Consider the following 22,351-nt stretch of genomic DNA (forward strand, 5'->3'; position numbering starts at 1 on the left):
TCATCTCAGCACGGCTCAACGCCGTCACCCTAAGGCGACAGCGTCCCTAGCCTATCACTATTATATTATTGCTGTAATTTGCCGTGGCATTGCTTATATTTTTTACCGGAACCGCAGGGGCACGGATCGTTGCGCCCGACCTTGCGTCCCTCATGCACCGGCGTGTTGGCCAAGGCACCCACGTCGGCAAGCATCGGCTCGGGCTGGTGGCTAAGCTGCTGCTGGCGCGCCAGGCGCTCCGCCTCTTCACGACGCTGCTGCTCCAGGGCTTCCACTTCCTCGGGCATGCGCACCTGGACCTTGCTCAGGGTGCTGATGACTTCATATTTCAGCGATTCCAGCATGGCGGCAAACATGGCGAAAGATTCACGCTTGTATTCCTGCTTGGGATCTTTCTGGGCGTAACCACGCAGATGGATACCCTGGCGCAGATAGTCCATCGCAGCCAGATGTTCTTTCCATAAGGAATCAAGCGTTTGCAGCATCACGCCTTTTTCAAAGCTGCGCATCATCTCGGTGCCGACCACCTCCTCTTTACGCTTATACTGTTCCAGCGTTTGTTCCAGGATGCGCTCGCGCAGGGTTTCCTCGTGCAGGCCGGGCTCTTTATCCAGCCATTCCGCAATCGGCATATCCAGATCGAAATCGTCCTTCAGCCGTTTTTCCAGTCCCGGCACGTCCCACATTTCTTCCAGGGACTGCGGCGGGATATGATTGTCGAGCACGGTTTTCAGCACGTCCTCGCGGATGCTGATAATGGTCTCGCTGATATCGGCCACATCCAGCAGTTCGTTGCGCTGGCTATAGATAGCCCGGCGCTGGTCGTTGGCGACGTCATCGTATTCCAGCAGCTGTTTACGGATGTCGAAGTTGCGGCTTTCCACCTTGCGCTGCGCATTGGCGATAGCCTTGGTCACCCAAGGATGCTCGATGGCCTCGCCCGGTTTCATGCCCAGCTTGCGCATCATGCCGGTGACGCGGTCGGACGCGAAGATACGCATCAGGGCATCTTCCATCGACAGGTAGAAACGCGAGGAGCCGGCGTCGCCCTGACGGCCGGAACGGCCGCGCAGCTGGTTATCGATACGGCGCGATTCATGGCGTTCGGTACCGATGATATGCAGGCCGCCGGAGGCCAGCACCGCGTCGTGGCGAATCTGCCAGGCGGCTTTGATTGCGGCGATGTCCTCTTCGCTCGGGTTCTCCAGGTGGGAAATCTCCGCCTGCCAGCTGCCGCCGAGCACGATATCCGTACCGCGACCGGCCATGTTGGTGGCGATGGTCACGGCAAAGGGCGAACCGGCCTGGGCCACGATATCCGCTTCCATGGCATGGAATTTAGCGTTCAGCACCTTATGCTCGATGCCGGCTTTTTCCAGCTCGCGCGACACCACTTCGGATTTTTCGATGGAAATGGTCCCCACCAGCACCGGCTGCCCTTTGGCGGAGCAGGCCTTGATATCATCGATGATGGCGTCGATCTTTTCTTTTTCGGTCATATAGACCAGATCCGGTAAATCCTTGCGGATCATCGGCCGGTTGGTCGGCACCACGATAGTATCGAGCTTATAGATCGAGCTGAATTCAAAGGCCTCGGTATCGGCGGTACCGGTCATGCCGGCCAGTTTTTCATACAGGCGGAAGTAATTCTGGAACGTGATGGAGGCCAGCGTCTGGTTTTCGTTCTGGATCGCCACATGCTCCTTGGCCTCCACCGCCTGGTGCAGCCCGTCGGACCAGCGGCGTCCCGGCATGGTGCGGCCGGTATGTTCGTCGACGATGATCACCTCGCCGTCCTTGACGATATAGTCCACATCGCGCGAGAACAGCACGTGGGCGCGCAGCGCGGCGGTGACGTGATGCATCAGCATGATATTGGCCGGGGAATAGAGCGACTCGCCCTCTTCCATAATACCGGCCTGGACCATCAGTTCTTCAATCAGCACCAGGCCGCGCTCGGTGAGATTGACCTGGCGTGATTTTTCATCCACCGAAAAATGCCCCTCGCCCTGGAACGAGTCGGAGTCTTCTTTATCCTGGCGGATCAGGTGGGGAATGAGTTTATCCACCCGGATATACATTTCGGAGCTGTCTTCCGCCGGGCCTGAGATAATCAGCGGCGTACGGGCTTCATCGATAAGGATGGAGTCGACCTCATCCACCAGCGCGTAGTGCAGTTTGCGCTGTACGCGCTCTTCCGGACTGAACGCCATGTTGTCGCGCAGGTAATCGAAACCGTATTCGTTATTGGTGCCATAGGTAATATCGGCGGCATAGGCGGCGCGTTTGGCCGGAGCCGGCATATTCGGCAGGTTGATGCCGACGGTCAGCCCGAGGAATTCAAACAGCGGACGGTTGTTTTCGGCATCGCGCTGGGCCAGGTAGTCATTGACCGTGACCACATGGACGCCCCTGCCGCTCAGGGCGTTCAGGTACGCCGGCAGGGTGGCGGTCAGCGTTTTACCTTCACCGGTGCGCATTTCCGCGATGCAGCGGTCGTTAAGCACCATGCCGCCCTGTAGCTGGACATCGAAGTGGCGCATGCCGAAGACGCGTTTACTGGCCTCGCGCACCACGGCAAAGGATTCCGGCAGTAAGCTGTCGACGCTTTCGCCCTTCTCAAGACGGGCGCGGAACTCCACGGTCTTGGCGGCCAGCTGCGCGTCGCTCAGCTTTTCCAGCTCCGGCTCCATCCGGTTAATCAGTTCAACGGTTTTGCTCATGCGACGCAGGGTACGATCGTTGCGACTACCAAAAACTTTTGTAAGCAGTTTAGATAACATAATTATTTAAATCTCGTCACGGCCGGCGCTGATTATCAGGCAGCGGCCAATAGATGCGTAAGGGGTATAAAAAGTCCGTGATATACGGTTAGCTGAGGCGGAGGGGTCCGGCGCGAATTCCCTGTACCTGCGCCAGGCGAATTCCTGTACGATGATCGATAACGGGCCGGTAGTCCGCCCGGGCGATATGACGAATGACGGCCGGCAGCTTGGGCTCGTGGGTCAGCAGGGCGCTAAGGGAGCTTAACAGGACCTGGCGCTGTAGGTTTAACGGGGCGGCATTGTCCGCCGTCAATGCAGGAACGCCGGCGTGCTGCGCCACCCAGGCAATGGACAAATGGCGGATGACCGTGCGAATGGCATGCTGATGCCAATAATCCACCGTAAACGACGGACGGCGCTGCGCGTCCTTCAGCAGGGCCAGGTGGGTAAAGCCGGCGTGACAGGCGTTTTGCCGGCTCAGGCTTGGCAGGGTATTGGCCAGCTGCGCCTGCTCCTGCCCGCTGTTGAGGGCATAAGGCACGCCAAAGCCGGCCGCGACCATCCCCAACAGGAGATGCGGCCAGAAATAACGTCTGCCAAATTGTCGCCAACAATTTAAAATACCCATTACTTAATGCATTCCGCCGGAGTTGTTATGCGCGACAGTCGTCCACAATCCATTGATACCCTGTTTACTGTTCTTGCGACGCCGGAGCGCCAGACCCTGCAGCAAATCCAGCAACGCGCCGTGGCGCTGTTAAAGCTGAACCAGGCAGTGGCCGCGCTGCTTCCCGCGCCGATGAAACCCTGGTGTCGCGTAGCCAATTTCAGGCAAGGGGTATTGGTGCTTGAAACCGCCAATGCCAGTTGGATGATGAGGTTACGCTATGAACAATCACGGTTATTATCCGCTTTACGAGCGCAGATTCTACCATCATTGTCATCCATCGACATCAGGATTAACCCGACACTGGCAACAAAAGGGCATTTGATCACGCAAAACAGCAGCGAGCGGCAGATAAAGGATCAGGGGGAGGACATAAAAAGACGCAGGCTAAGCCCGCAGAGCGCCGAGGCGATTCGCCACCTGGCGGCCCGCAGCCCCGAGAAGCTGCAAAAGCTGCTCGAACGGCTGGCAGGGCTGGCCGGAGAAGGTGCCAACCCCACCCGTCGTGGGAAATAACAGTCCGTTAGAGCGCTAAATACCCGTGCGTCAGGCAATCACAAACGAGGGCGCGGCAAATGCCAGCGGCATTTCGGCTTCGTCTTCGAAGGTCACCATTTCCCAGGCTTCCTGGCGGGCCAGGACGGTCTGCAGCAATTTGTTATTTAATGCATGGCCCGGCTTGAACGCCGTAAACGAACCAATGATATTGTGGCCGCACATATACAGATCGCCGATACCGTCGAGCATTTTGTGGCGGACAAACTCATCCTCAAAACGCAGCCCATCTTCGTTCAGCACTTTATAATCATCAACCACGATGGCGCAATCGAAACTACCGCCCAGGCACAGGCCCCGGGACTGGAGGTATTCGATGTCGCGCATAAACCCGAAGGTGCGCGCGCGGCTGATTTGCCGCACGAAAGACTCGGCGGAAAAATTCAGGCAATAACGTTGCGAGCTTGCATCGATCGCAGGATGTTTGAAATCAATGGTAAAATCGAGCTTGAAACCATTAAACGGCGTCAGTTCAGCCCATTTATCGCCATCTTCAACGCGAACCTTGTCCTTGATGCGCAGGAATTTCTTGGCGCAGTTAAGCTCCTCGATTCCGGCGTCCATCAGCAGATAGACAAAGGGGCTGGCGCTGCCGTCCATAATAGGAATTTCAGGCGCATTGACTTCAACGATGATGTTGTCGATGCCCAAACCTGCCAATGCGGCGTTAAGATGTTCGACGGTGGAGATACGAACATCATGCTCATTGACCAGACACGTGCAAAGCATGGTATCCCGCACCGATTTAGCATCCGCCGGGAAGTCCACCGGAGGATTCAAATCCGTGCGGCGATAGATGACCCCGGTGTTAGCCGATGCAGGGCGCAGGGTCAGTTTTACCTTTTTACCGGTATGTAAACCAACGCCTGTGGCCTGCACAATACGTTTCAGTGTCCGCTGTTTGATCATCAGTTTATCTCGCAATGTTATCCATACCACCGACACATTATAGGCTAACGTCGGTGGGGCAGTTTAGCACAAAGAGCGGAGATTCCCAATTTCGTCTGATTTAGTCGGCCTGCTTGCGCAAAAACGCCGGGATATCCAGGTAATCGGGTTCCTTGCCGGCCTGCGAGTTTTGCTCGTTGACCGCCTTGGCCGCAATTTTCTGCTCTTGCTGTATGGGCGACATGCCGTGATTATGCTGCTGATAGCGGTTTTCCATTATCGGCTGGCTGTTTTGCTTATTGGTCACCAGGGTAATTTCAGGACGCTTGTCCATGCCGATACCGGTGGCCACGACCGTCACACGCAGCTCGTCGTTCATATCCGGGTCAAGGGAGGTGCCGATGACCACGGTCGCGTTGTCGGAGGCGAACGCGCGGATAGTGTTACCCACGGTTTCGAACTCATCCAGACGCAGGTCGAAGCCGGCGGTGATATTGACCAGTACGCCGCGCGCGCCGGACAAATCGATATCTTCCAGCAGCGGGCTGGATATCGCCATTTCAGCCGCTTCTTCCGCGCGATCTTCGCCGCAGGCAACGCCCGAGCCCATCATGGCATAGCCCATTTCGGACATGACGGTGCGCACGTCGGCGAAGTCGACGTTCATCAGACCGGGACGGGTGATCAATTCCGCGATACCCTGCACCGCGCCTTTCAGTACGTCGTTGGCGGCGCCGAAGGCGTCCAGCAGCGAAATACCGCGTCCGAGCACCTTGAGCAATTTGTCGTTGGGGATGGTGATAAGCGAGTCCACGTGCTTGGACAGCTCGGCGATCCCCTGCTCGGCAAACGCCATGCGCTTCTTGCCTTCGAAATTAAACGGCTTGGTCACCACGGCCACGGTCAAAATGCCCAATTCCTTGGCCACTTCCGCCACCACGGGCGCAGCCCCGGTGCCGGTGCCGCCGCCCATGCCGGCCGCGATAAACACCATATCCGCGCCTTCCAGCGCCGCGCGCAGCGCTTCGCGATCTTCCTCGGCGGAATTGCGACCCACCTCGGGATTGGCGCCCGCTCCCAGACCTTTGGTGATGCCGCCGCCAATCTGGATGGTCTGGCCGACCGCGGTTTTACGCAATGCCTGGGCATCGGTGTTGACCGCAAAAAATTCCACGCCTTCGATGCGTTCGCGCACCATATGCTCAACGGCGTTGCCGCCGCCGCCGCCGACGCCGATGACTTTAATCACCGCGTCGTTGGTTAATTCCATAGGTTCAAACATAGTTTCTCTCCGTTTTGTGCCTGTCGCATCGGAGCCAGCCGCCTGCACAGCATGACCCCGCAAGTAAACAATTAAAACTCTTTCCTCAGCCAGCTGCTGATGCGTTTGACCCAGTTGCTTACCGAGGTACGTTTTTCCACTTCAATCTCACCGCTCAAATGAGACTCTTTACCGTAATGCAATAACCCGACAGCGGTAGAATAGTACGGTGCCTGCGCATAATCCGTCAGACCGGTAATATTCAGCGGTTGTCCAATACGCACCTGCGTATGGAACACCCGTTGGGCGCAGGCCGCCAGGCCGTCGATTTGCGCCGCGCCGCCGGTTAACACGATACCGGCGGCCAGATGATGCTTAACCCCTTGCTGGCGAAGCTGCTCCTGCAGTTGCAGGATTTCGTCGTTCACCAGGTTCAATAATTCCGTATAACGCGGCTCAATCACTTCCGCCAGGGTCTGCCGTTGCAGACTGCGCGGCGGACGGCCGCCAACGCTTGGGACTTCGACGGTTTCGTCTTTGCTGACCGCCGAGCCCAGGGCGCAGCCGTGGCGCACCTTGATGGCCTCAGCGTCAGCCGGCGGCGTACCGAAGGCATAGGCGATATCGCTGGTCACCACGTTGCCGGCGTACGGTATCACCTTGGTATGCCGCAGGGCGCCCGCGGTATAGACCGCGATATCCATGGTGCCGCCGCCGATATCCACCACGCAGACGCCAAGTTCGCGCTCGTCCTCGGTCAGTACCGCGTAGCTGGACGCCAGGCCGGCGAAAATCAGCTGATCCACTTTCAGGCCGCAGCGCTCGACGGCTTTAACAATGTTCTTCGCCATATCATTATGGCAGGTTATCAGATGAACCTTAGCCTGCATGCGCACGCCGGATAAACCGACCGGATTTTTGATGCCTTCCTGGTAGTCGATGGCATAATCCTGGGGTATCACATGCAAAATCCGGTGTTCGTCGCGCACCCGCACGGATTTGGCGGTATGCACCACATTCTCCACATCTTCCTGCGTAACTTCTTCTTCTGAAATAGGAACCATCCCTATTTCGTTCTGGCAACTTATATGCTTGCCGGATAATGCCAGGTAAACCGAGGAGATTTGGCAATCCGCCATCAGCTCGGCCTGATCGATGGCGCGCTGGACGCATTTCACCACCGATTCGAGATCGTTTACGCCGCCTTTATCCATACCCCGGGAAGGGCAGCTGCCCACCCCGATAATATTGACCATGCCATCGGGCAGAACTTCCCCTACCAATGCGGCGACCTTTGCCGTACCGATCTCCAGTCCAACTACCAGTTTTCTGTCCGTCGACTTGATCATTATTATTTAGCCTGTACCTGATTCTGTTGCGAAATACTATTTTGCTGCTGATCGATAAACGCCGGCGCCCAGCCTACCGCGACTCCCGCGTCATAGCGCAAATCCACATAGCTGATGCGTTTGTTATCGGTCCGGGCCTGCTGGAGTAGCACCGGATAAATCCCGATAAAGCGCTGCAAACGCCGGGCCCGGTCGTCGCGGCCCAATTCCAGCCGGATATCATCCGCAAGCGTCAGCTGCCAGGAGTGCCGTGCGCTCATACTGACCGTTTTTAACTGAAATTTATGGGCGGTCATCACTTCATTCATGGTGCGGTAACCCGTCAGCACATCCTGTTCGCTGCCTTCCGGTCCGTACAGCATCGGCATGGGCTGGTTGCCGATACGCTCGGCGGGAACGCTGAAGGCCTTGCCGCTGGCGTCCAGCATATGCAAATCGTTCCAGCGCGCCACCGGTACATATTCCACCAGGTGGATTTTGAGTTCATCGGGCCACTGCTTGCGCACGCTGGCCTGCTTGATCCACGGCAGCCGTTCTATCTGCTGCTGGATGACATTGACGTCCTGGGTCATAAACGTGCCCGGCGCGCCCAGCGCCAGTATCGCCTGGCGGATATCATCGTTGGTGGTGTAATAACGTTGTCCGGTAACCACCAGCCGGGAAAGCGGCAGACGATGCGCGTCTTTCATCCAGCCGACCACCATCCAGCCGCCCCAGACGATGGTGGCGAGCACCATCATCAGGAATATCAGCCCCGCCAGCTGGCCGCCGTTGCTGCGCCCTGTGGCGGCGCTTTCAGCCTCGCGGCTGCGGATGTTTATCGCTGCCTGGGACATATATCAGCCCGCCACGCTATCTGCGGGCCGCAACGGCACGCGGTGGTTGACGAAAACGCCGCCCGGCGGATGGTTGTTATCAGGCATGTCGTCCCTCTGCGATTGGTCGGGGCTGCAAATGGTTATCGGCCACTTTGCGCGCGATTTTGCCTACGGTTCCGGCGCCCTGCATCAGCACCAGATCATTATCCTGCAACGCCAGCGCCAGCATTTCCGGCAGCGACTCCATGTCCGGCACCATGATGGGGTCGATCTTTCCCCGTCCACGGATGGTCCGGCACAATGAGCGGCTGTCGGCGCCCGGAATTGGCGACTCGCCGGCGGGATAGACATCCAGCATCAGCAACACATCCACCCCGGACAGCACGTTGGCGAAATCCTCATATAAATCGCGGGTGCGGGTATACCGGTGCGGCTGGAACACCATGACCAGGCGTTTATCCGGCCAGCCGGCGCGCGCCGCCTTGATGGTGGCGTCCACCTCGGTCGGATGGTGGCCGTAGTCATCCACCAGCATCACCTCGCCCGTCTTGCCGTTCACATTATCCAGGGGATAGCTGCCGAGGAAATCAAAACGGCGCCCCGTACCCTGGAATTGGAACAGCGCCTGCAAAATACTGTCGTCCTCAATGCCTTCCTCGGTAGCCACCGCCACCGCCGCCGCCGCGTTGAGCGCGTTGTGGCGGCCCGGCGCGTTAAGGGTTACCGCCAGCACCGGCTTATCCTGCCGATGGAGATTAAAGCTGCCCTGGGCCCCCTGCTGGCGGTAATCGGTGATGCGCACATCCGCGTCATCGCTGAAGCCATAGGTAGTGATATGACGGCCCACTTTCGGCAGCAGCTCGCGAATCACCGGATCGTCCATGCACATCACCGCGCGGCCATAAAACGGCAAATTATGTAAAAACGTAATAAACGTCTGTTTCAGCAGTTCGAAATCGCCCTGGTAGGTATCCATATGGTCGGCTTCGATATTGGTGATAATCGCCACCATCGGCTGCAGGTGCAGGAACGAGGCGTCGCTTTCATCCGCTTCGGCAATCAGGTAGCGGCTGCACCCCAGCCGGGCGTGCACGCCGGCCGCCTTTACCAGCCCGCCGTTGACAAAGGTCGGGTCCAGCCCGGCCTGGGCGTAAATACTGGCCACCATGGCGGTGGTGGTGGTCTTGCCATGGGTGCCGGCGATGGCGATGCCATGGCGAAAACGCATCAGCTCCGCCAGCATTTCCGCGCGCTGGATAACCGGGATCCGGGCCTCTTTGGCCGCCACGATTTCCGGATTGTCGCTGGCGATGGCGCTGGAGACGACGACGACGCTTGCCTCGCTGATATTTTCCGGGCGGTGGTTAAAAAAGATCGTGGCCCCCAGTTCCGTCAATTGCTGCGTCACGGCATTCGGCGCCAGATCGGAGCCGCTGATTTGATAGCCTTCGTTCGCCAGCACTTCCGCGATACCGCCCATACCCGCGCCGCCGATGCCGACAAAATGGATTTGCCGCACACGCCGCATCTCGGGTACAAAAGTTCGCAGTTTCGCCAGTTGTTGTGTATTCACGTTTTAACCACTTAAAGTATTATGATTTCTCAACAGACGGCGCCATGGCCCCGTCCGGTTAATGTCACATTGCCGGCGCGTAGCGGTTATCCGCCTTCACCGCCGCCGCCACTTCCCGCGCCACCCGCTCCGTCGCGTCCGGAATCGCCGCTTTGCGGGCATTCTGCGCCATCGCCAGCAGCGTCAATCGATCCCATCCGGCCAGCGTCTCGCTCACGCTGTCCACCGAGAACTGCGGCTGTTCGATAATCCGCGCCGCGCCCGCCTGTTCCAGCGGACGGGCGTTCCAGTACTGCTGCCGGTCTTTATGCAAAAACGGCACAAAAATCGCGGGCAGGCCGGCGGCGGCGATTTCACTTACCGTCAGGGCGCCGGAGCGGCAAACCACCACATCCGCCCAACCGTAAGCCGCCGCCATGTCGTCGATGAATTCGGTCACGTTATGCCCGGTCTGTCCCAGCGCGGCATAAGCCTGGTTCACTTCGTCCAGCGCGCCTTTGCCCACCTGGTGCCAAAGCGTGATGCGCTCGCCCAGCCGGGCGGCCACGCCGGGCATGGTCTGGTTCAAAACGCGCGCGCCCTGGCTGCCGCCAATCACCAGCACCCGCACCGGTCCCTGCCGGTCCCGCAGGCGTTCCGCGGGCAACGGCAGCGCCAGCACATCGGTGCGCACCGGGTTGCCCACCACGTCGGCGTTGGCAAACGCGCCGGGAAACGCCTGCAATACTTTTGTCGCTATCTTCGCCAGCCAGCGGTTGGTCAGGCCGGCGATGCCGTTTTGCTCATGCAGGACGACCGGCACCCCGCACAGCCACGCCGCCAGGCCGCCGGGACCGGAAACATAACCGCCCATGCCCAGCACCACATCCGGCCGGTAGGCGCGCATAATGGCTTTCGCCTGCCGCACCGCCCGCCAGATGCGCACCGGCGCATACAGCTGTGCCCGCCATCCTTTGCCGCGTAATCCGCTGATGCGGATAAAATCAATGTCGATACCGTTTTTCGGCACCAGATCGGCTTCCATGCGATCGGCGGTGCCCAGCCAGCGTACCTGCCAGCCCTGCGCCATCAGATAATGCGCCACCGCCAGCCCCGGGAATACATGACCGCCGGTACCGCCGGCCATCACCATTAAACGCCTGGTTTTGCCGGTCATCGGGGCCCCCTTGCAAACGCCTGCGCCTTGGTCAGGCGCGTTTCATAATCGATACGCAATAATAATACGATGGCGGTAGACATAATCAGCAAACTCGACCCACCATAACTGATAAGCGGCAACGTCAGCCCCTTGGTGGGCAGCATGCCCGCGGCCGCCCCCACGTTGACCAACGCCTGGAAACTGAACCAGATCCCGATGGCGCAGGCCAGGAATCCGGAGAAGCGCTGATCGATCTCCAGCGCCTTGCGCCCGATGGACATGGCGCGAAAAGCGACGAAGAATACCATCAACAGCGCCAAAACCACACCGAAATACCCCAGTTCCTCACCTAAAATCGCAAAGATAAAGTCGGTATGCGCCTCGGGCAGATATTCCAGTTTCTGTACCGAGTTCCCCAGCCCCTGTCCCCAGAATTCGCCGCGGCCGAACGCCATCAGCGATTGGGTCAGCTGGTAACCGCTGCCGAAGGGGTCCTGCCAGGGATCCCAGAACGAGGTGACGCGGCGCATACGGTAGGGTTCGGCGATAACCAACAGCACCACGGCAAAAATGCCCGAGCCGATAATCGACAGGAACTGCCACAGCTTCGCGCCGGCCAAAAACAGCATCGCCAGCGTGGTCACGAACAGCACCACCACGGTGCCCAGGTCGGGCTGCGCCAGCAGCAGCACCGCCAGAACCACCATCACGCCCATCGGTTTGCAAAAGCCCCAGAAGTTGGTACGGACTTCTTCCACTTTGCGCACCAGGTAACTGGCGAGATAGCAAAACAGCGACAGTTTGGATAATTCCGCCGGCTGGATACGCAGCGGTCCCAGCGCTATCCAGCGCGAGGCGCCGTTGACCGAACTGCCCACCACCAACACCACCAGCAGCATCACCATGGTGATCAACAGCATGCCCGAGCTGTAGCGCTGCCAGACTTCCATCGGTATGCGCAACGTCACCAGCGACAGGCCGAACGCCAGCGCCAGGTAAAAGGCATCGCGCTTGGCAAAATAAAACGGGTCGTCGGACAGCCGCTGGCCGATGGGCATCGACGCCGAGGTGACCATGATAAAACCGAGGCAGGCAAGACCCAGCGTCAGCCAAAGCAAAGTGCGATCGTAGAGCACGTTGGTGGGCGCCTCGACATCGCGCACGCCCATAATCCAATCTTTCAGTCCGCCAAAACGGCTCAGCCCCGGCATATGCATCAGCCTAACTCCTTTGCCAGCCGCACGAATTCATCGCCGCGATGTTCAAAACTACGGAATTGATCGAGGCTGGCGCACGCCGGCGACAGCAGGACCATGTCCCCTGCCCCGCATTGGCCGGCAATCAGTTTCATTGCCTGTTCCAGGGTCTCGGTGAGCGTCGAGACTTCCGGACGCAGGCCGGCCAGCTGCGCGCCGTCGCGGCCAAAGCAGTACAGTCGTATCCGTTCGCCCTGCAGCAGCGGCAGCAGCGGGCTAAAGTCCGCCGATTTGCCGTCGCCGCCCAGCAATAAATGCAGCGTGCCGTCGACCGCCAGGCCATTCAGCGCCGCCTCGGTACTGCCGACATTGGTGGCCTTGGAGTCATTGATCCAGCGCACGCCGCGGTGTTCATAGGCCAGTTGGAAACGATGGGCCAGGCCGGTAAACGTCTCCAGCGCCTTCAGGCTCGCCGCGCGCGGGACGGATACGGCATCGGCCAGGGCCAGCGCCGCCAGGGCGTTGGTATGGTTATGGCGTCCGGTCAGCTTCATCGCGGCGGTATTGAGCACATCCTCGCCCCGGACGCTCAGCCATTGGCCGTCCGGACGCAAATCGAGCCGGTAATCCCCGGCGCCGACGCCAAAACTGACGCAGCGCGGGTCATTGCCGCGCACCGGCATGGTCAGGGCGTCATCGGCATTCACCACGCAGACCCGCGCCTGTTCGTAAATCTTTAATTTGGCCGCGCGGTACTGCTGCATACCCAGCGGATAACGGTTCATATGATCCTCGGTAACATTGAGGATGGTGGCGGCGGCGGCACGCAGGCTGGAGGTCGTTTCCAATTGGAAGCTCGACAGTTCCAGCACGTACAGCTGATAAGGCTCGTTGAGCAGCATCAGCGCCGGCCAGCCGATATTACCGCCCACGCCCACGTGCCAGCCGGCGCTTTTCGCCATCTCGCCCACCAGCATGGTGACGGTGCTTTTGCCGTTGGAACCGGTAATCGCCACGATTGGCGCCCGGGCCTCGCGGCAAAACAGTTCAATATCGCCGACGATTTCCACGCCCGCGGCGGCGGCGGCGGCCAGGGCCGGATGCGCCAGGGCGATGCCGGGGCTGGCGACGATCAGATCCGCCTCCAGCAGCCAGTCTTCATTCAGGCCGCCCAGGTGCCGTTCCACCTTATCGGCAAGCTTATCCAGCCCTGGCGGTGTAAAACGGGTGTCCATCACCCGGGGCGTGACGTTTCGGCTGATAAAAAAATCAACGCAGGAGAGACCGGTTAGTCCCAACCCGATAATGACAACATTTTTACCCCGATAGTCGGTCATCATAGTTACCGCACCTTCAGCGTCGCCAGTCCAATCAGGACCAGCATCAGCGAGATTATCCAAAAGCGCACGATCACGCGCGGTTCCGGCCAGCCTTTCAGCTCATAATGATGATGAATCGGCGCCATGCGGAAAATCCGCTGGCCGCGCAGTTTAAACGACCCCACCTGCAGGATCACCGACATGGTCTCCATGACAAACACGCCGCCCATGATCACCAGCAGGAACTCCTGGCGCAACAGTACCGCAATGGTGCCAAGCGCCCCGCCCAGCGCCAGTGAGCCGACATCGCCCATAAATACCTGGGCCGGGTAGGTGTTAAACCATAAAAAACCCAACCCGGCGCCGACGATGGCGGTGCAGACTATCACCAGTTCCCCCGCGTAACGGATATAGGGGATATGCAGATAGTTGGCGAAATTCATATTCCCGGTGGCCCAGGCCACCAGCGCCAGCCCGGCGGCGACAAACACCGTCGGCATGATCGCCAGGCCGTCCAGCCCGTCGGTCAGGTTTACCGCGTTGCTGGTGCCGACGATGACGAAGTAGGCCAGCAGGACATACAGCAGCCCGAGCTGGGGCATGATGTCCTTGAAAAACGGCACCACCAGTTGGGTGGCCGGCGTCCCTTTGCCCACCTGGTACATGGTAAACGCCACCGCAATGGCGATGATCGACTGCCAGAAATACTTCCAGCGGGCAATCAGTCCCTTGGTATCCTTGCGCACCACCTTGCGGTAGTCATCGATAAATCCGACCACGCCGTAACCCAGCAGCACAAACAGCACGCACCATACATACGGATTCGACGGGTAAGCCCACATCAGCACCGAAATGGTGATGGAGGTTAAAATCATCAGCCCGCCCATGGTGGGAGTGCCGCGTTTGCTGAAATGCGACTCCGGTCCGTCGCTGCGCACCACCTGGCCGATTTGCAATTTTTGCAGCCAGGCGATCAGATGCGGTCCCATCCACAGCGAAATAAATAACGCGGTCAGCAGGCTGACGATGGCGCGGAACGTCAAATACGAAAAGACGTTAAAGCCCGAATAAAATTGGACCAAATGTTCGGCCAGCCAAACTAACATGTTGCTTTCTCCTGTAACGCGCGCACTACCTGCTCCATTGCGGAACTACGTGAACCTTTGACTAATAGGGTAATTACCGCATGTTCAGACAGTAACTGCGTCAGACGGGAAGTCAGCGACGCTTTATCCTGGAAATGTTCGCCACGGCCGCTGGCTTCGCTTATTGCCTGGCTCAGCCTGCCGACGCTTAAAACTTTGTCAATGCCCGCCATACGTATGGCGTCGCCCACCTGGCGATGGCATTCTTCTTCCCCGTCGCCCAGCTCGGCCATATCGCCCACCACCATCACCCGGTAACCCGGCATGTCGGCCAAAACCTGCGCCGCGGCGGTCATCGAGCCGACGTTAGCGTTATAGCTGTCGTCGAGCAACAACCGGCCCTGGCCCAACGTAATGGGAAACAGCCGGCCCGGCACGGCGCTCAGCTGCGCCAGGCCGAGAACCACGGCTTCAAGGGTGGCGCCGACCGACAGCGCCAGCGCGCTGGCCGCCAGCGCGTTCGCCACGTTATGGCGCCCCGGCAAGGGGAGTTTCACCCGGCATTCGCCCAACGGGCAATGCAGCGTAAAATCGACTCCGCCCTGGGTAGCGCAAACGTCGCTGGCGTAAAAATCCACCGCGTCGCCCGCCTGCGGCGAGAAGCGCCATACCTGCTTATGCTGCAGCAGCGCCTGCCAGTGCGGCCAATCGTGGCTATCGGCATTGATAATGGCCCGGCCCTGGGGCGGCAGGCTGCCGAAAATTTCGCCTTTGGCCTGCGCCACGCCGCTCAGCGAACCGAAACCCGCCAGATGCGCGGCGGACAGGTTGTTTACCAGCGCCGTTTCCGGCCTGACCAGATCGGTGGTATAGGCGATTTCGCCGATATGGTTGGCGCCAAGCTCGATAACCGCAAAATCATCCGCGGGCGTCAGGCGCAGCAGCGTCAGCGGCACGCCGATGTCATTGTTGAAATTGCCGTCGGTATATAACACCCGTCCGCACTGGCGCAGGATGGCGGCGGTCATTTCCTTGACCGACGTCTTGCCGGACGAGCCGGTCAGGGCCACGACCCGCGCGGGCACCTGGCTGCGCACCCAGGCGCCCAGCAATCCCAGGGCGCGGCGGGTATCGGCCACCAGCAGTTGGGGCACGTCCACCGGTAAGCGCTTACTCACCAGCAGGGCGATAGCCCCGCCGGCAATAGCCTGCCGCGCAAAATCATGGGCATCGAACGTCTCGCCCTTGAGCGCCACGAATAAACCGGACGGCGCCACGGCGCGCGAATCGGTGGATACGGCGCTGATAACGCTGTCCAACGCGCTGTCCGCGCCGATAAATTCCGCGTTCAGCACCGGGGCCAGCGTTGCGAGGGATACGCTAATCATGCGAGCGCCCCCAATAAACGCGCCACGGTGGTACGATCGGAGTAATCCAGGCGTTGCTTGCCGATCAGTTGGTAATCCTCATGGCCCTTGCCCGCCACCAGCACCACGTCCTGCTCGCCGGCCTGCATCACGGCGCTGGTTACCGCTTCGGCCCGGCCCGGGATCACCGTGGCGCCGCCCGCATTCAGCAGCCCCGCCAGGATATCGTTGATGATGGCCATCGGCGCCTCGCCGCGTGGATTGTCATCGGTGATCACCACCCGATCGGCGTATTGTTCGGCGATGCCGCCCATCAGCGGGCGCTTACCTTTATCACGATCGCCGCCGCAGCCGAACACGCACCACAGTTTACCGTGGCAGTGCTGCCTGGCCGCCGCCAGCGCCTTTTCCAGCGCATCCGGCGTATGGGCGTAGTCCACCACCACCGTAGGTTTGCCGGCGGCATGAAATACTTCCATACGGCCGTTTACCGACTGTAACTGCCCCGCTTTGCGGGCCAGTTCAGCCAGCGGATAGCCCAGCGCCAGCAGGGTGGCAAAGGCCAACAGCAGGTTGCTGACATTAAACTCGCCAATCAGCCGGCTGCGGATTTGCCCGCCGCCCCAGCTGGAATCAAACTGGATTTCCACGCCGGTGGCGTGATACTGCACCCGGGTGGCCTGCAGCCAACGGGCGGGCAAGGGCGACGGCAGGCGCTGGCTGACGGATACCGCCACCGCCTCAGGCAGCCGGGCCAGCCAGCGCCGGCCCACCTCGTCGTCGGCGTTGATAATGCGCTGCGCCACATTAGGGCTGGCGAACAGCTGCCATTTAGCCGCTTCGTAATGGGCCATATCGCCATGGTAATCCAGGTGATCGCGGCTCAGGTTGGTAAACGCGGCGGCGGCGAAATGCACATCGGCCACCCGGTGCTGCACCAGGCCATGGGAAGAGACTTCCATGGCGGCGAACTCCGCGCCCTGCTGATGTAGCTGATACAGCGTCTGCTGCACATCAACGGCCGAGCCGGTGGTATTTTCCGCCGGGACGACCTGGCCGAATAAACCGTTGCCCACGGTGCCCATGACGGCGCTCGTGTCACCCATCAGCTGCGCCCATTGCGCCAGCAGGTGGGTGGTGGTGGTTTTACCGTTGGTGCCGGTGACGCCGGCCAGCCGTAGCGCCTGCGACGGCTGGCCGTAAAAACGGCCGGCCAGGGCCGATAACCGCGCGTTCAGTCCGGCAAGGTAGATAACCGGGACGCCATGCTGCTCGCGCAGCTCGCCATCCGCGGCCTCGCCGTCGGCTTCCGCCACCACGGCGGCAACACCTTGCGCAATAGCCTGGGAAATATAGCTGCGCCCGTCCGCTTTATGGCCGGCTACGGCCACAAACAGATCCCCGGCAGCCGCCGTGCGGCTGTCCAGCGTCATTTCCCTCAGCGCGCGCTCCGGCGCCTGGGGCACCCACGGAGCGAGCAATTCGCGCAAATTACGATCGGTCACCTGATCCCTCTTTTCGATTAGTTACCATGTCATTTTTATCTCCGGTCTGAAGTGCATCCGGTTCCACGTTCATCGTTCGCAACACGCCGCCCATAATGGCGCCAAACACCGGCGCGGATACGGCGCCGCCGTAGTATTTGCCGGCCTGCGGATCGTTGATGACCACCACCAGCGCGAAGCGGGGCTGGCTGGCCGGCGCCACGCCCGCGGTATAGGCGATGTATTTATTGATGTATTGTCCGTCGGGACCGACCTTTTTCGCGGTGCCGGTCTTGATGGCGATGCGATAGCCTTTGATGGCGGCCTTGGTGCCGCCGCCGCCGGGCAGCGCGACGCTTTCCATCATATGCACCACGGTGCGCACCAGGGTCTCGGGGAATACACGCTCGCCCGCCACCGGCGGATCGACCTTGGTAATCGACAGCGGGCGCAAAATGCCCAGGCTGCCGACCGTGGCATAGACACGCGCTAACTGTAACGGCGTTACCATTAGCCCGTAGCCGAAAGAGAAGGTGGCCCTCTCTATGTCAGACCACCGTTGTTTATGGGGAAATAAGCCACTGCTTTCTCCGACCAACCCCAAATTGGTCGCCTTACCCAGGCCAAAACGCGAGTAGGTATCTACCAGCGCCGAGGAGGGCATCGCTAACGCCAGCTTGGAAACGCCGACGTTACTCGATTTTTGCAAAACCCCGGTCAGGGTCAGCTCGGCATAACGGGCCACGTCTTTGATCTCATGGCCGTTGATGTAATAAGGCACGGTATTGAGTACGCTATTTTCCTTGATAACGCCGCGCTGCAAGGCGGTCATTACCACCATCGGCTTCACCGTGGAACCCGGTTCGAAAATATCGGTGATGGCGCGGTTGCGCATCACGTCCTTGGTCGTCCCGCTCAGGTTATTAGGGTTATAGGAAGGGCTGTTGGCCATCGCCAGAACCTCGCCGGTGTTGACATCCACCAGCACCGCGGTGCCCGATTCGGCTTTATTAAAGGCCACCGCGTTGTTCAATTCCCGGTAGACCACCGCCTGGAGCCGTTCGTCGATACTGAGGACCAGGTTATGCGCCGCCTGGCTATCGACGGTGGAGATATCCTCGATAACCCTGCCGAAGCGGTCTTTGCGCACCGTGCGCTCGCCGGGCTGGCCGGTCAGCCAGCGGTCGAAGCTTTTTTCCACCCCTTCGATGCCCTGGCTGTCGATATTGGTAAAACCGATCAGGTGGGCGGTAACTTGCCCCGCCGGATAGTAACGCCGCGACTCCTGGCGCAAATAAATACCGGGCAGCTTCAGCTTGTGGATGTAGTCGCCAATGGCCGGATTGACCTGACGCGCCAGGTAAACAAAGCGTCCCTTGGGATTGGCGTTAATGCGCGAGGACATCTGATCGAGGGGGATGGATAACGCGTCGGACAGCGCCTTCCAGCGGCTGTCGACGGTGATGCCGCCATGTTCGTTCACTTCTTTCGGGTCGGCCCAAATGGCGTTGACCGGCACGCTGACCGCCAGGGGGCGCCCGGCACGGTCGCTTATCATGCCGCGCGCGGTGGGCACTTCCTGCACACGCAGCGACCGCATATCGCCCTCGCGCACCAGCATGTCCGGATTGATAACCTGCAAGTAGCCCACGCGAAAAACCAGACCCAGCAACGCAAGTAAAATACAGCCGCACAACAACGCAAAACGCCAGCTGACAAAGCTGGCCTGATCTACATAGCGTTTCAATTTTATCGCTCGCGCGGCTTTCATTAAATGTTTAGTTATCCGGTTGCGTTAAGGTTGAACCACAATATTTTCCTGTGAAGGATCCACATGCTGCATCATCAGTTTTTCCGTGGCGAAACGTTCGACCCGGCTATGGTCGCCCAGGGCGTTTTCCTCCAGGATCAGGTTGCGCCATTCGATATCCAGCGCGTCCCGTTCCAGGACCAGCTGCTCGCGCTGGGCGGTCAGGCGCCGCGTTTCATGGGTGGTCGTCACCACCAGAATCGCGGACACCAGTACGGCGACCAGCAAAATAAACGGGATTTTCCCCTGGCGCAGCAGATCGCCGCCGATAATGCCGACCAGGCCGTGCCGTTCGCCGCCGATCATGACGGCAGCCTCTCGGCAAAACGTAACACCGAGCTGCGCGCGCGCGGGTTATCCGCCACTTCCCGCTCCGACGGCTGCATTTTGCCCACCGGCTTAAGCTGCGCCTGGCCGCCCTGCTCGGCGATCTGCGCTTCGGTCAACGGCATGCGCGCAGGCACCTGGGGTCCGCGGCTATGGTCGCGGATAAAACGTTTGACCAGCCGATCTTCCAGCGAGTGAAAGCTGATGACCGACAGGCGCCCGCCGGGCGCCAATACGCCAAGGGCGCTATCCAGCGCCCGTTCGAGTTCTTCCAGCTCGCTATTGATATAAATGCGGATCGCCTGGAAGCTGCGGGTCGCCGGATGCTTATGCTTTTCACGAAACGGGCTGGCGTTAACGATAAGCTCGGCCAGTTCATGGGTGCGCGTCATCGGCGACTGCTTACTTTTTTCCACGATGGCCTCGGCGATGCGTTTGGCAAAGCGCTCTTCGCCGAAGGTCTTTAACACCCAGGCGATATCGTCGGCGCCGGCCTTGGCCAGCCACTCGGCGGCGGACAGCCCGCGGGAGGTATCCATGCGCATATCCAGCGGACCGTCGCGCATAAAGGAAAACCCGCGCAGCGGATCGTCAAGCTGCGGCGACGACACGCCCAAATCAAGCAGGATGCCGTCCACGCGGCCGGTCAGCCCGCGCTCGGACATATAGTCCGCGATGGCGGAAAACGGGCCGTGGATAATGCTGAACCGGGGGTCGTCTATGGCGCGGGCGGCTTCAATGGCCTGGGGATCGCGATCAATAGCCAGCAGTTGTCCCTCCGCCCCCAATTGGGACAGGATCAGGCGCGAATGACCACCGCGACCGAACGTGCCGTCAATGTAAATGCCATTGGGGCGCAGGTTCAGGCCGTTAACCGCTTCATCCAGCAAGACGGTGGTATGTTGATAAGTTTCTGCCATAGCTATAGTGACAAGTCTTGTAGTCGCACAGAGAGTGGTTCCTGCGCCGACAGTTCAGCGTCGATATCATCCTTGACTTGTTGATACCAGGTCTGTTCATCCCACAATTCAAATTTATTGAATTGTCCAACCAGCATCACTTCTTTGGTAAGTCCGGCGTGGAGCCGTAATGTTTGCGCAATAAGCAGCCGCCCGGCGCCATCCATCTGGCATTCGCTGGCATGTCCCAGCAACAGGCGCTGCACTCGGCGTTCGGCGGGGTTCATGCTCGACAGACGGGAAAGCTTCTGTTCAATCACTTCCCATTCCGGCAGGGGATAAAGCAATAGGCATGGTTGGTGGAGGTCGATGGTACACACCATCAATCCTTCCGTTTCCTCGATCAGCTTTTCCCTGTAGCGGGTTGGCACGGCTAGCCTGCCTTTACTGTCGAGATTAACCAACGTTGCCCCACGGAACATATGTCGATTTACCCCCGAAAAACCCTTTTCACCACGAAACCCCACTTATTCCCACGCAAAAGAGTGTACGAATGGTATTAAAACATTGTCAAGCTACTAACGAGCAAGAATGGGATTATTTATGCATCAATTAAGAAACTCTGACGGGAATTAGTTGCAGAGGGGCAAAAAAGTACACTAATAACATCATGATATTCATAAATGCGGTGTTTCGATTAAAAATTAGCAATTTTTTGATATAAACCCAGACCAAGCCGCCTGAGGGAGCGTCGGGTCGCCGGCGCCGATTATACGCTTACCGCGGCGCCTCGCTCAATCGCCAGATCGGCCTGGACGGCGGTGCATTTGTTTTAGCGCAATTTTTTTATAATTGCCGTCGCGCAAGCCATCCTAAACAGGCTTTGAAATATAAAGATGCGCCGACATTAATAATGTGGTCTTTACTTTTATTTACCGATAAAACTGGCGATTTTATCCGCAATTTTATTTATGAATGTCCAGCTTAATTAGCCAATCCAGAATATTCCTAACACAAATTTTGCCTGTAAAAATTGGCTCACTGTCATTTATTTCGCGAACAGTTGCCGCCAAATCCAAACCTTCCGCCAACGACCGCTACATAACTTATTGAAAATAAATCATTAAAGTTTCCAGGCCGAATGAAATAGCTTAACGTGAACATCAACGCTGGAAATTAAGCATAAGGAGCTGCTCATATGATTGAAATAAAAACTATTAGCTAGTTAACTACTTACATCCAGTGATGTACTCTATGCCACATAGAATACACACCACAAAACACTATCACCGATGCGTAAACGCATCACCCGGCGACCTTTTTCCTTTGGAGCTACCCGTTATGTTTTCGCGCTCATCTCGTCTGCGCATGGCTGCGGCTGACACATTTGCTTTGGTGGTGTATTGCTTTATCGCGGGGATGTTTATTGAGGTGTTGCTGTCCGGCATGACACTTCAACAATCCTTATCCTCCAGATTGCTTTCCGTTCCGGTCAACATTGTCATTGCCTGGCCGTTCGGCCAGTATCGCGATGCGGTGCTGAGATTGGCGCGCCGTCACGGCCCGAACCGGTTCTGGGCGCGTAACATTGCCGATTTGCTGGCCTATGTCAGTTTTCAATCGCCGGTGTATGTCCTGATCCTGCTGGCGGTCGGCGCGGATTCACAACAGATTTTGACGGCGGTCACGTCCAATGCGGTAGGGTCGATGATTCTGGGCGTGGCATATGGCTATTTTCTTGAGTATTGCCGCCGGCTGTTCCACGTGAAAGGCTACGTTAACTGATTTACCCCGCAAACCCGGTCCGGCAGCATTGGCGCCGGGCCGGAACCCGACAGCCCGGCGTCACC

The 22,351-nt window shown here is 58.9% G+C and carries 19 protein-coding genes; 2 read left to right on the forward strand and 17 right to left on the reverse strand.

All coding sequences use genetic code 11. The features are described 5' to 3' along the window. Window positions 1-65: 65 nt before the first annotated feature. Window positions 66-2,783, reverse strand: coding sequence for a preprotein translocase subunit SecA (gene secA / locus ACL2XM_RS16915; protein ID WP_410016408.1), 2,718 nt, complete (start codon window positions 2,781-2,783; stop codon window positions 66-68). An 88-nt stretch (window positions 2,784-2,871) separates the two neighbouring features. Continuing rightward, a complete protein-coding gene (secM, locus tag ACL2XM_RS16920) occupies window positions 2,872-3,393 on the reverse strand; it encodes a secA translation cis-regulator SecM (RefSeq protein WP_413722143.1) in 522 nt (173 codons plus the stop codon). Window positions 3,394-3,420: 27 nt separating this feature from the next. On the opposite strand from secM, the gene ACL2XM_RS16925 reads away from it, so the two are divergent. Continuing rightward, complete coding sequence (locus tag ACL2XM_RS16925; protein ID WP_410016410.1) at window positions 3,421-3,948, forward strand: DUF721 domain-containing protein; 528 nt, start codon at window positions 3,421-3,423, stop codon at window positions 3,946-3,948. A 30-nt stretch (window positions 3,949-3,978) separates the two neighbouring features. Here ACL2XM_RS16925 and lpxC read toward each other — a convergent pair whose 3' ends face one another. The 15 genes from lpxC to mraZ all read right to left on the reverse strand — a co-directional run bounded on the left by lpxC (window position 3,979) and on the right by mraZ (window position 20,983). After that, entirely contained in the window at window positions 3,979-4,896 is a 918-nt protein-coding gene (gene lpxC, locus ACL2XM_RS16930) for a UDP-3-O-acyl-N-acetylglucosamine deacetylase (RefSeq protein ID WP_410016411.1), read from the reverse strand. A 100-nt stretch (window positions 4,897-4,996) separates the two neighbouring features. Then, window positions 4,997-6,157, reverse strand: coding sequence for a cell division protein FtsZ (ftsZ, locus tag ACL2XM_RS16935; protein WP_410016412.1), 1,161 nt, complete (start codon window positions 6,155-6,157; stop codon window positions 4,997-4,999). A 71-nt stretch (window positions 6,158-6,228) separates the two neighbouring features. Beyond that, the gene (gene ftsA, locus ACL2XM_RS16940; RefSeq protein ID WP_162363969.1) at window positions 6,229-7,485 is read right to left on the reverse strand and encodes a cell division protein FtsA; all 1,257 of its coding nucleotides are present in this window, start codon (window positions 7,483-7,485) and stop codon (window positions 6,229-6,231) included. Window positions 7,486-7,487: 2 nt separating this feature from the next. Then, a complete protein-coding gene (gene ftsQ, locus ACL2XM_RS16945) occupies window positions 7,488-8,321 on the reverse strand; it encodes a cell division protein FtsQ (RefSeq protein ID WP_413727149.1) in 834 nt (277 codons plus the stop codon). A 79-nt stretch (window positions 8,322-8,400) separates the two neighbouring features. Further along, window positions 8,401-9,876, reverse strand: a complete 1,476-nt coding sequence (gene murC / locus ACL2XM_RS16950) for a UDP-N-acetylmuramate--L-alanine ligase (RefSeq protein ID WP_410016414.1) — start codon at window positions 9,874-9,876, stop codon at window positions 8,401-8,403. A gap of 64 nt (window positions 9,877-9,940) precedes the next feature. Next, window positions 9,941-11,032 carry an undecaprenyldiphospho-muramoylpentapeptide beta-N-acetylglucosaminyltransferase gene (murG, locus tag ACL2XM_RS16955; RefSeq protein ID WP_410016415.1) on the reverse strand — a complete coding sequence of 364 codons (1,092 nt, stop codon included), beginning with the start codon at window positions 11,030-11,032 and terminating at the stop codon, window positions 9,941-9,943. Then, the gene (gene ftsW, locus ACL2XM_RS16960; RefSeq protein WP_410016416.1) at window positions 11,029-12,231 is read right to left on the reverse strand and encodes a cell division protein FtsW; all 1,203 of its coding nucleotides are present in this window, start codon (window positions 12,229-12,231) and stop codon (window positions 11,029-11,031) included. Before ftsW ends, murG begins: the two co-directional genes overlap by 4 nt. Continuing rightward, window positions 12,231-13,547: a UDP-N-acetylmuramoyl-L-alanine--D-glutamate ligase gene (gene murD / locus ACL2XM_RS16965; RefSeq protein WP_413733233.1), complete on the reverse strand. Its 1,317-nt coding sequence runs from the start codon at window positions 13,545-13,547 to the stop codon at window positions 12,231-12,233. Before murD ends, ftsW begins: the two co-directional genes overlap by 1 nt. Window positions 13,548-13,552: 5 nt before the next feature. Continuing rightward, window positions 13,553-14,635 (reverse strand): phospho-N-acetylmuramoyl-pentapeptide-transferase, encoded by a 1,083-nt coding sequence (mraY, locus tag ACL2XM_RS16970; RefSeq protein ID WP_410016417.1) that lies wholly within the window; start codon window positions 14,633-14,635, stop codon window positions 13,553-13,555. Continuing rightward, entirely contained in the window at window positions 14,629-16,002 is a 1,374-nt protein-coding gene (gene murF, locus ACL2XM_RS16975) for a UDP-N-acetylmuramoyl-tripeptide--D-alanyl-D-alanine ligase (RefSeq protein WP_413722142.1), read from the reverse strand. Before murF ends, mraY begins: the two co-directional genes overlap by 7 nt. Beyond that, window positions 15,999-17,486, reverse strand: coding sequence for a UDP-N-acetylmuramoyl-L-alanyl-D-glutamate--2,6-diaminopimelate ligase (gene murE / locus ACL2XM_RS16980; RefSeq protein WP_413722141.1), 1,488 nt, complete (start codon window positions 17,484-17,486; stop codon window positions 15,999-16,001). Before murE ends, murF begins: the two co-directional genes overlap by 4 nt. Next, complete coding sequence (locus ACL2XM_RS16985; protein WP_410016420.1) at window positions 17,473-19,236, reverse strand: peptidoglycan glycosyltransferase FtsI; 1,764 nt, start codon at window positions 19,234-19,236, stop codon at window positions 17,473-17,475. Before ACL2XM_RS16985 ends, murE begins: the two co-directional genes overlap by 14 nt. Before the next feature lie 24 nt (window positions 19,237-19,260). After that, window positions 19,261-19,581, reverse strand: coding sequence for a cell division protein FtsL (ftsL, locus tag ACL2XM_RS16990; protein WP_410016421.1), 321 nt, complete (start codon window positions 19,579-19,581; stop codon window positions 19,261-19,263). Beyond that, complete coding sequence (gene rsmH / locus ACL2XM_RS16995) at window positions 19,578-20,522, reverse strand: 16S rRNA (cytosine(1402)-N(4))-methyltransferase RsmH (protein WP_410016422.1); 945 nt, start codon at window positions 20,520-20,522, stop codon at window positions 19,578-19,580. Before rsmH ends, ftsL begins: the two co-directional genes overlap by 4 nt. Before the next feature lie 2 nt (window positions 20,523-20,524). After that, window positions 20,525-20,983, reverse strand: coding sequence for a division/cell wall cluster transcriptional repressor MraZ (gene mraZ, locus ACL2XM_RS17000; RefSeq protein ID WP_331119622.1), 459 nt, complete (start codon window positions 20,981-20,983; stop codon window positions 20,525-20,527). 859 nt (window positions 20,984-21,842) lie between these two features. Between mraZ and ACL2XM_RS17005 the strand changes: the two genes are divergently transcribed. Next, window positions 21,843-22,286 (forward strand): L-alanine exporter AlaE, encoded by a 444-nt coding sequence (locus ACL2XM_RS17005; RefSeq protein WP_410016423.1) that lies wholly within the window; start codon window positions 21,843-21,845, stop codon window positions 22,284-22,286. Window positions 22,287-22,351: the final 65 nt, after the last annotated feature.

The sequence above is a fragment of the Sodalis sp. RH20 genome (assembly GCF_047324205.1).
Taxonomy (GTDB): Bacteria; Pseudomonadota; Gammaproteobacteria; order Enterobacterales; family Enterobacteriaceae; genus Acerihabitans.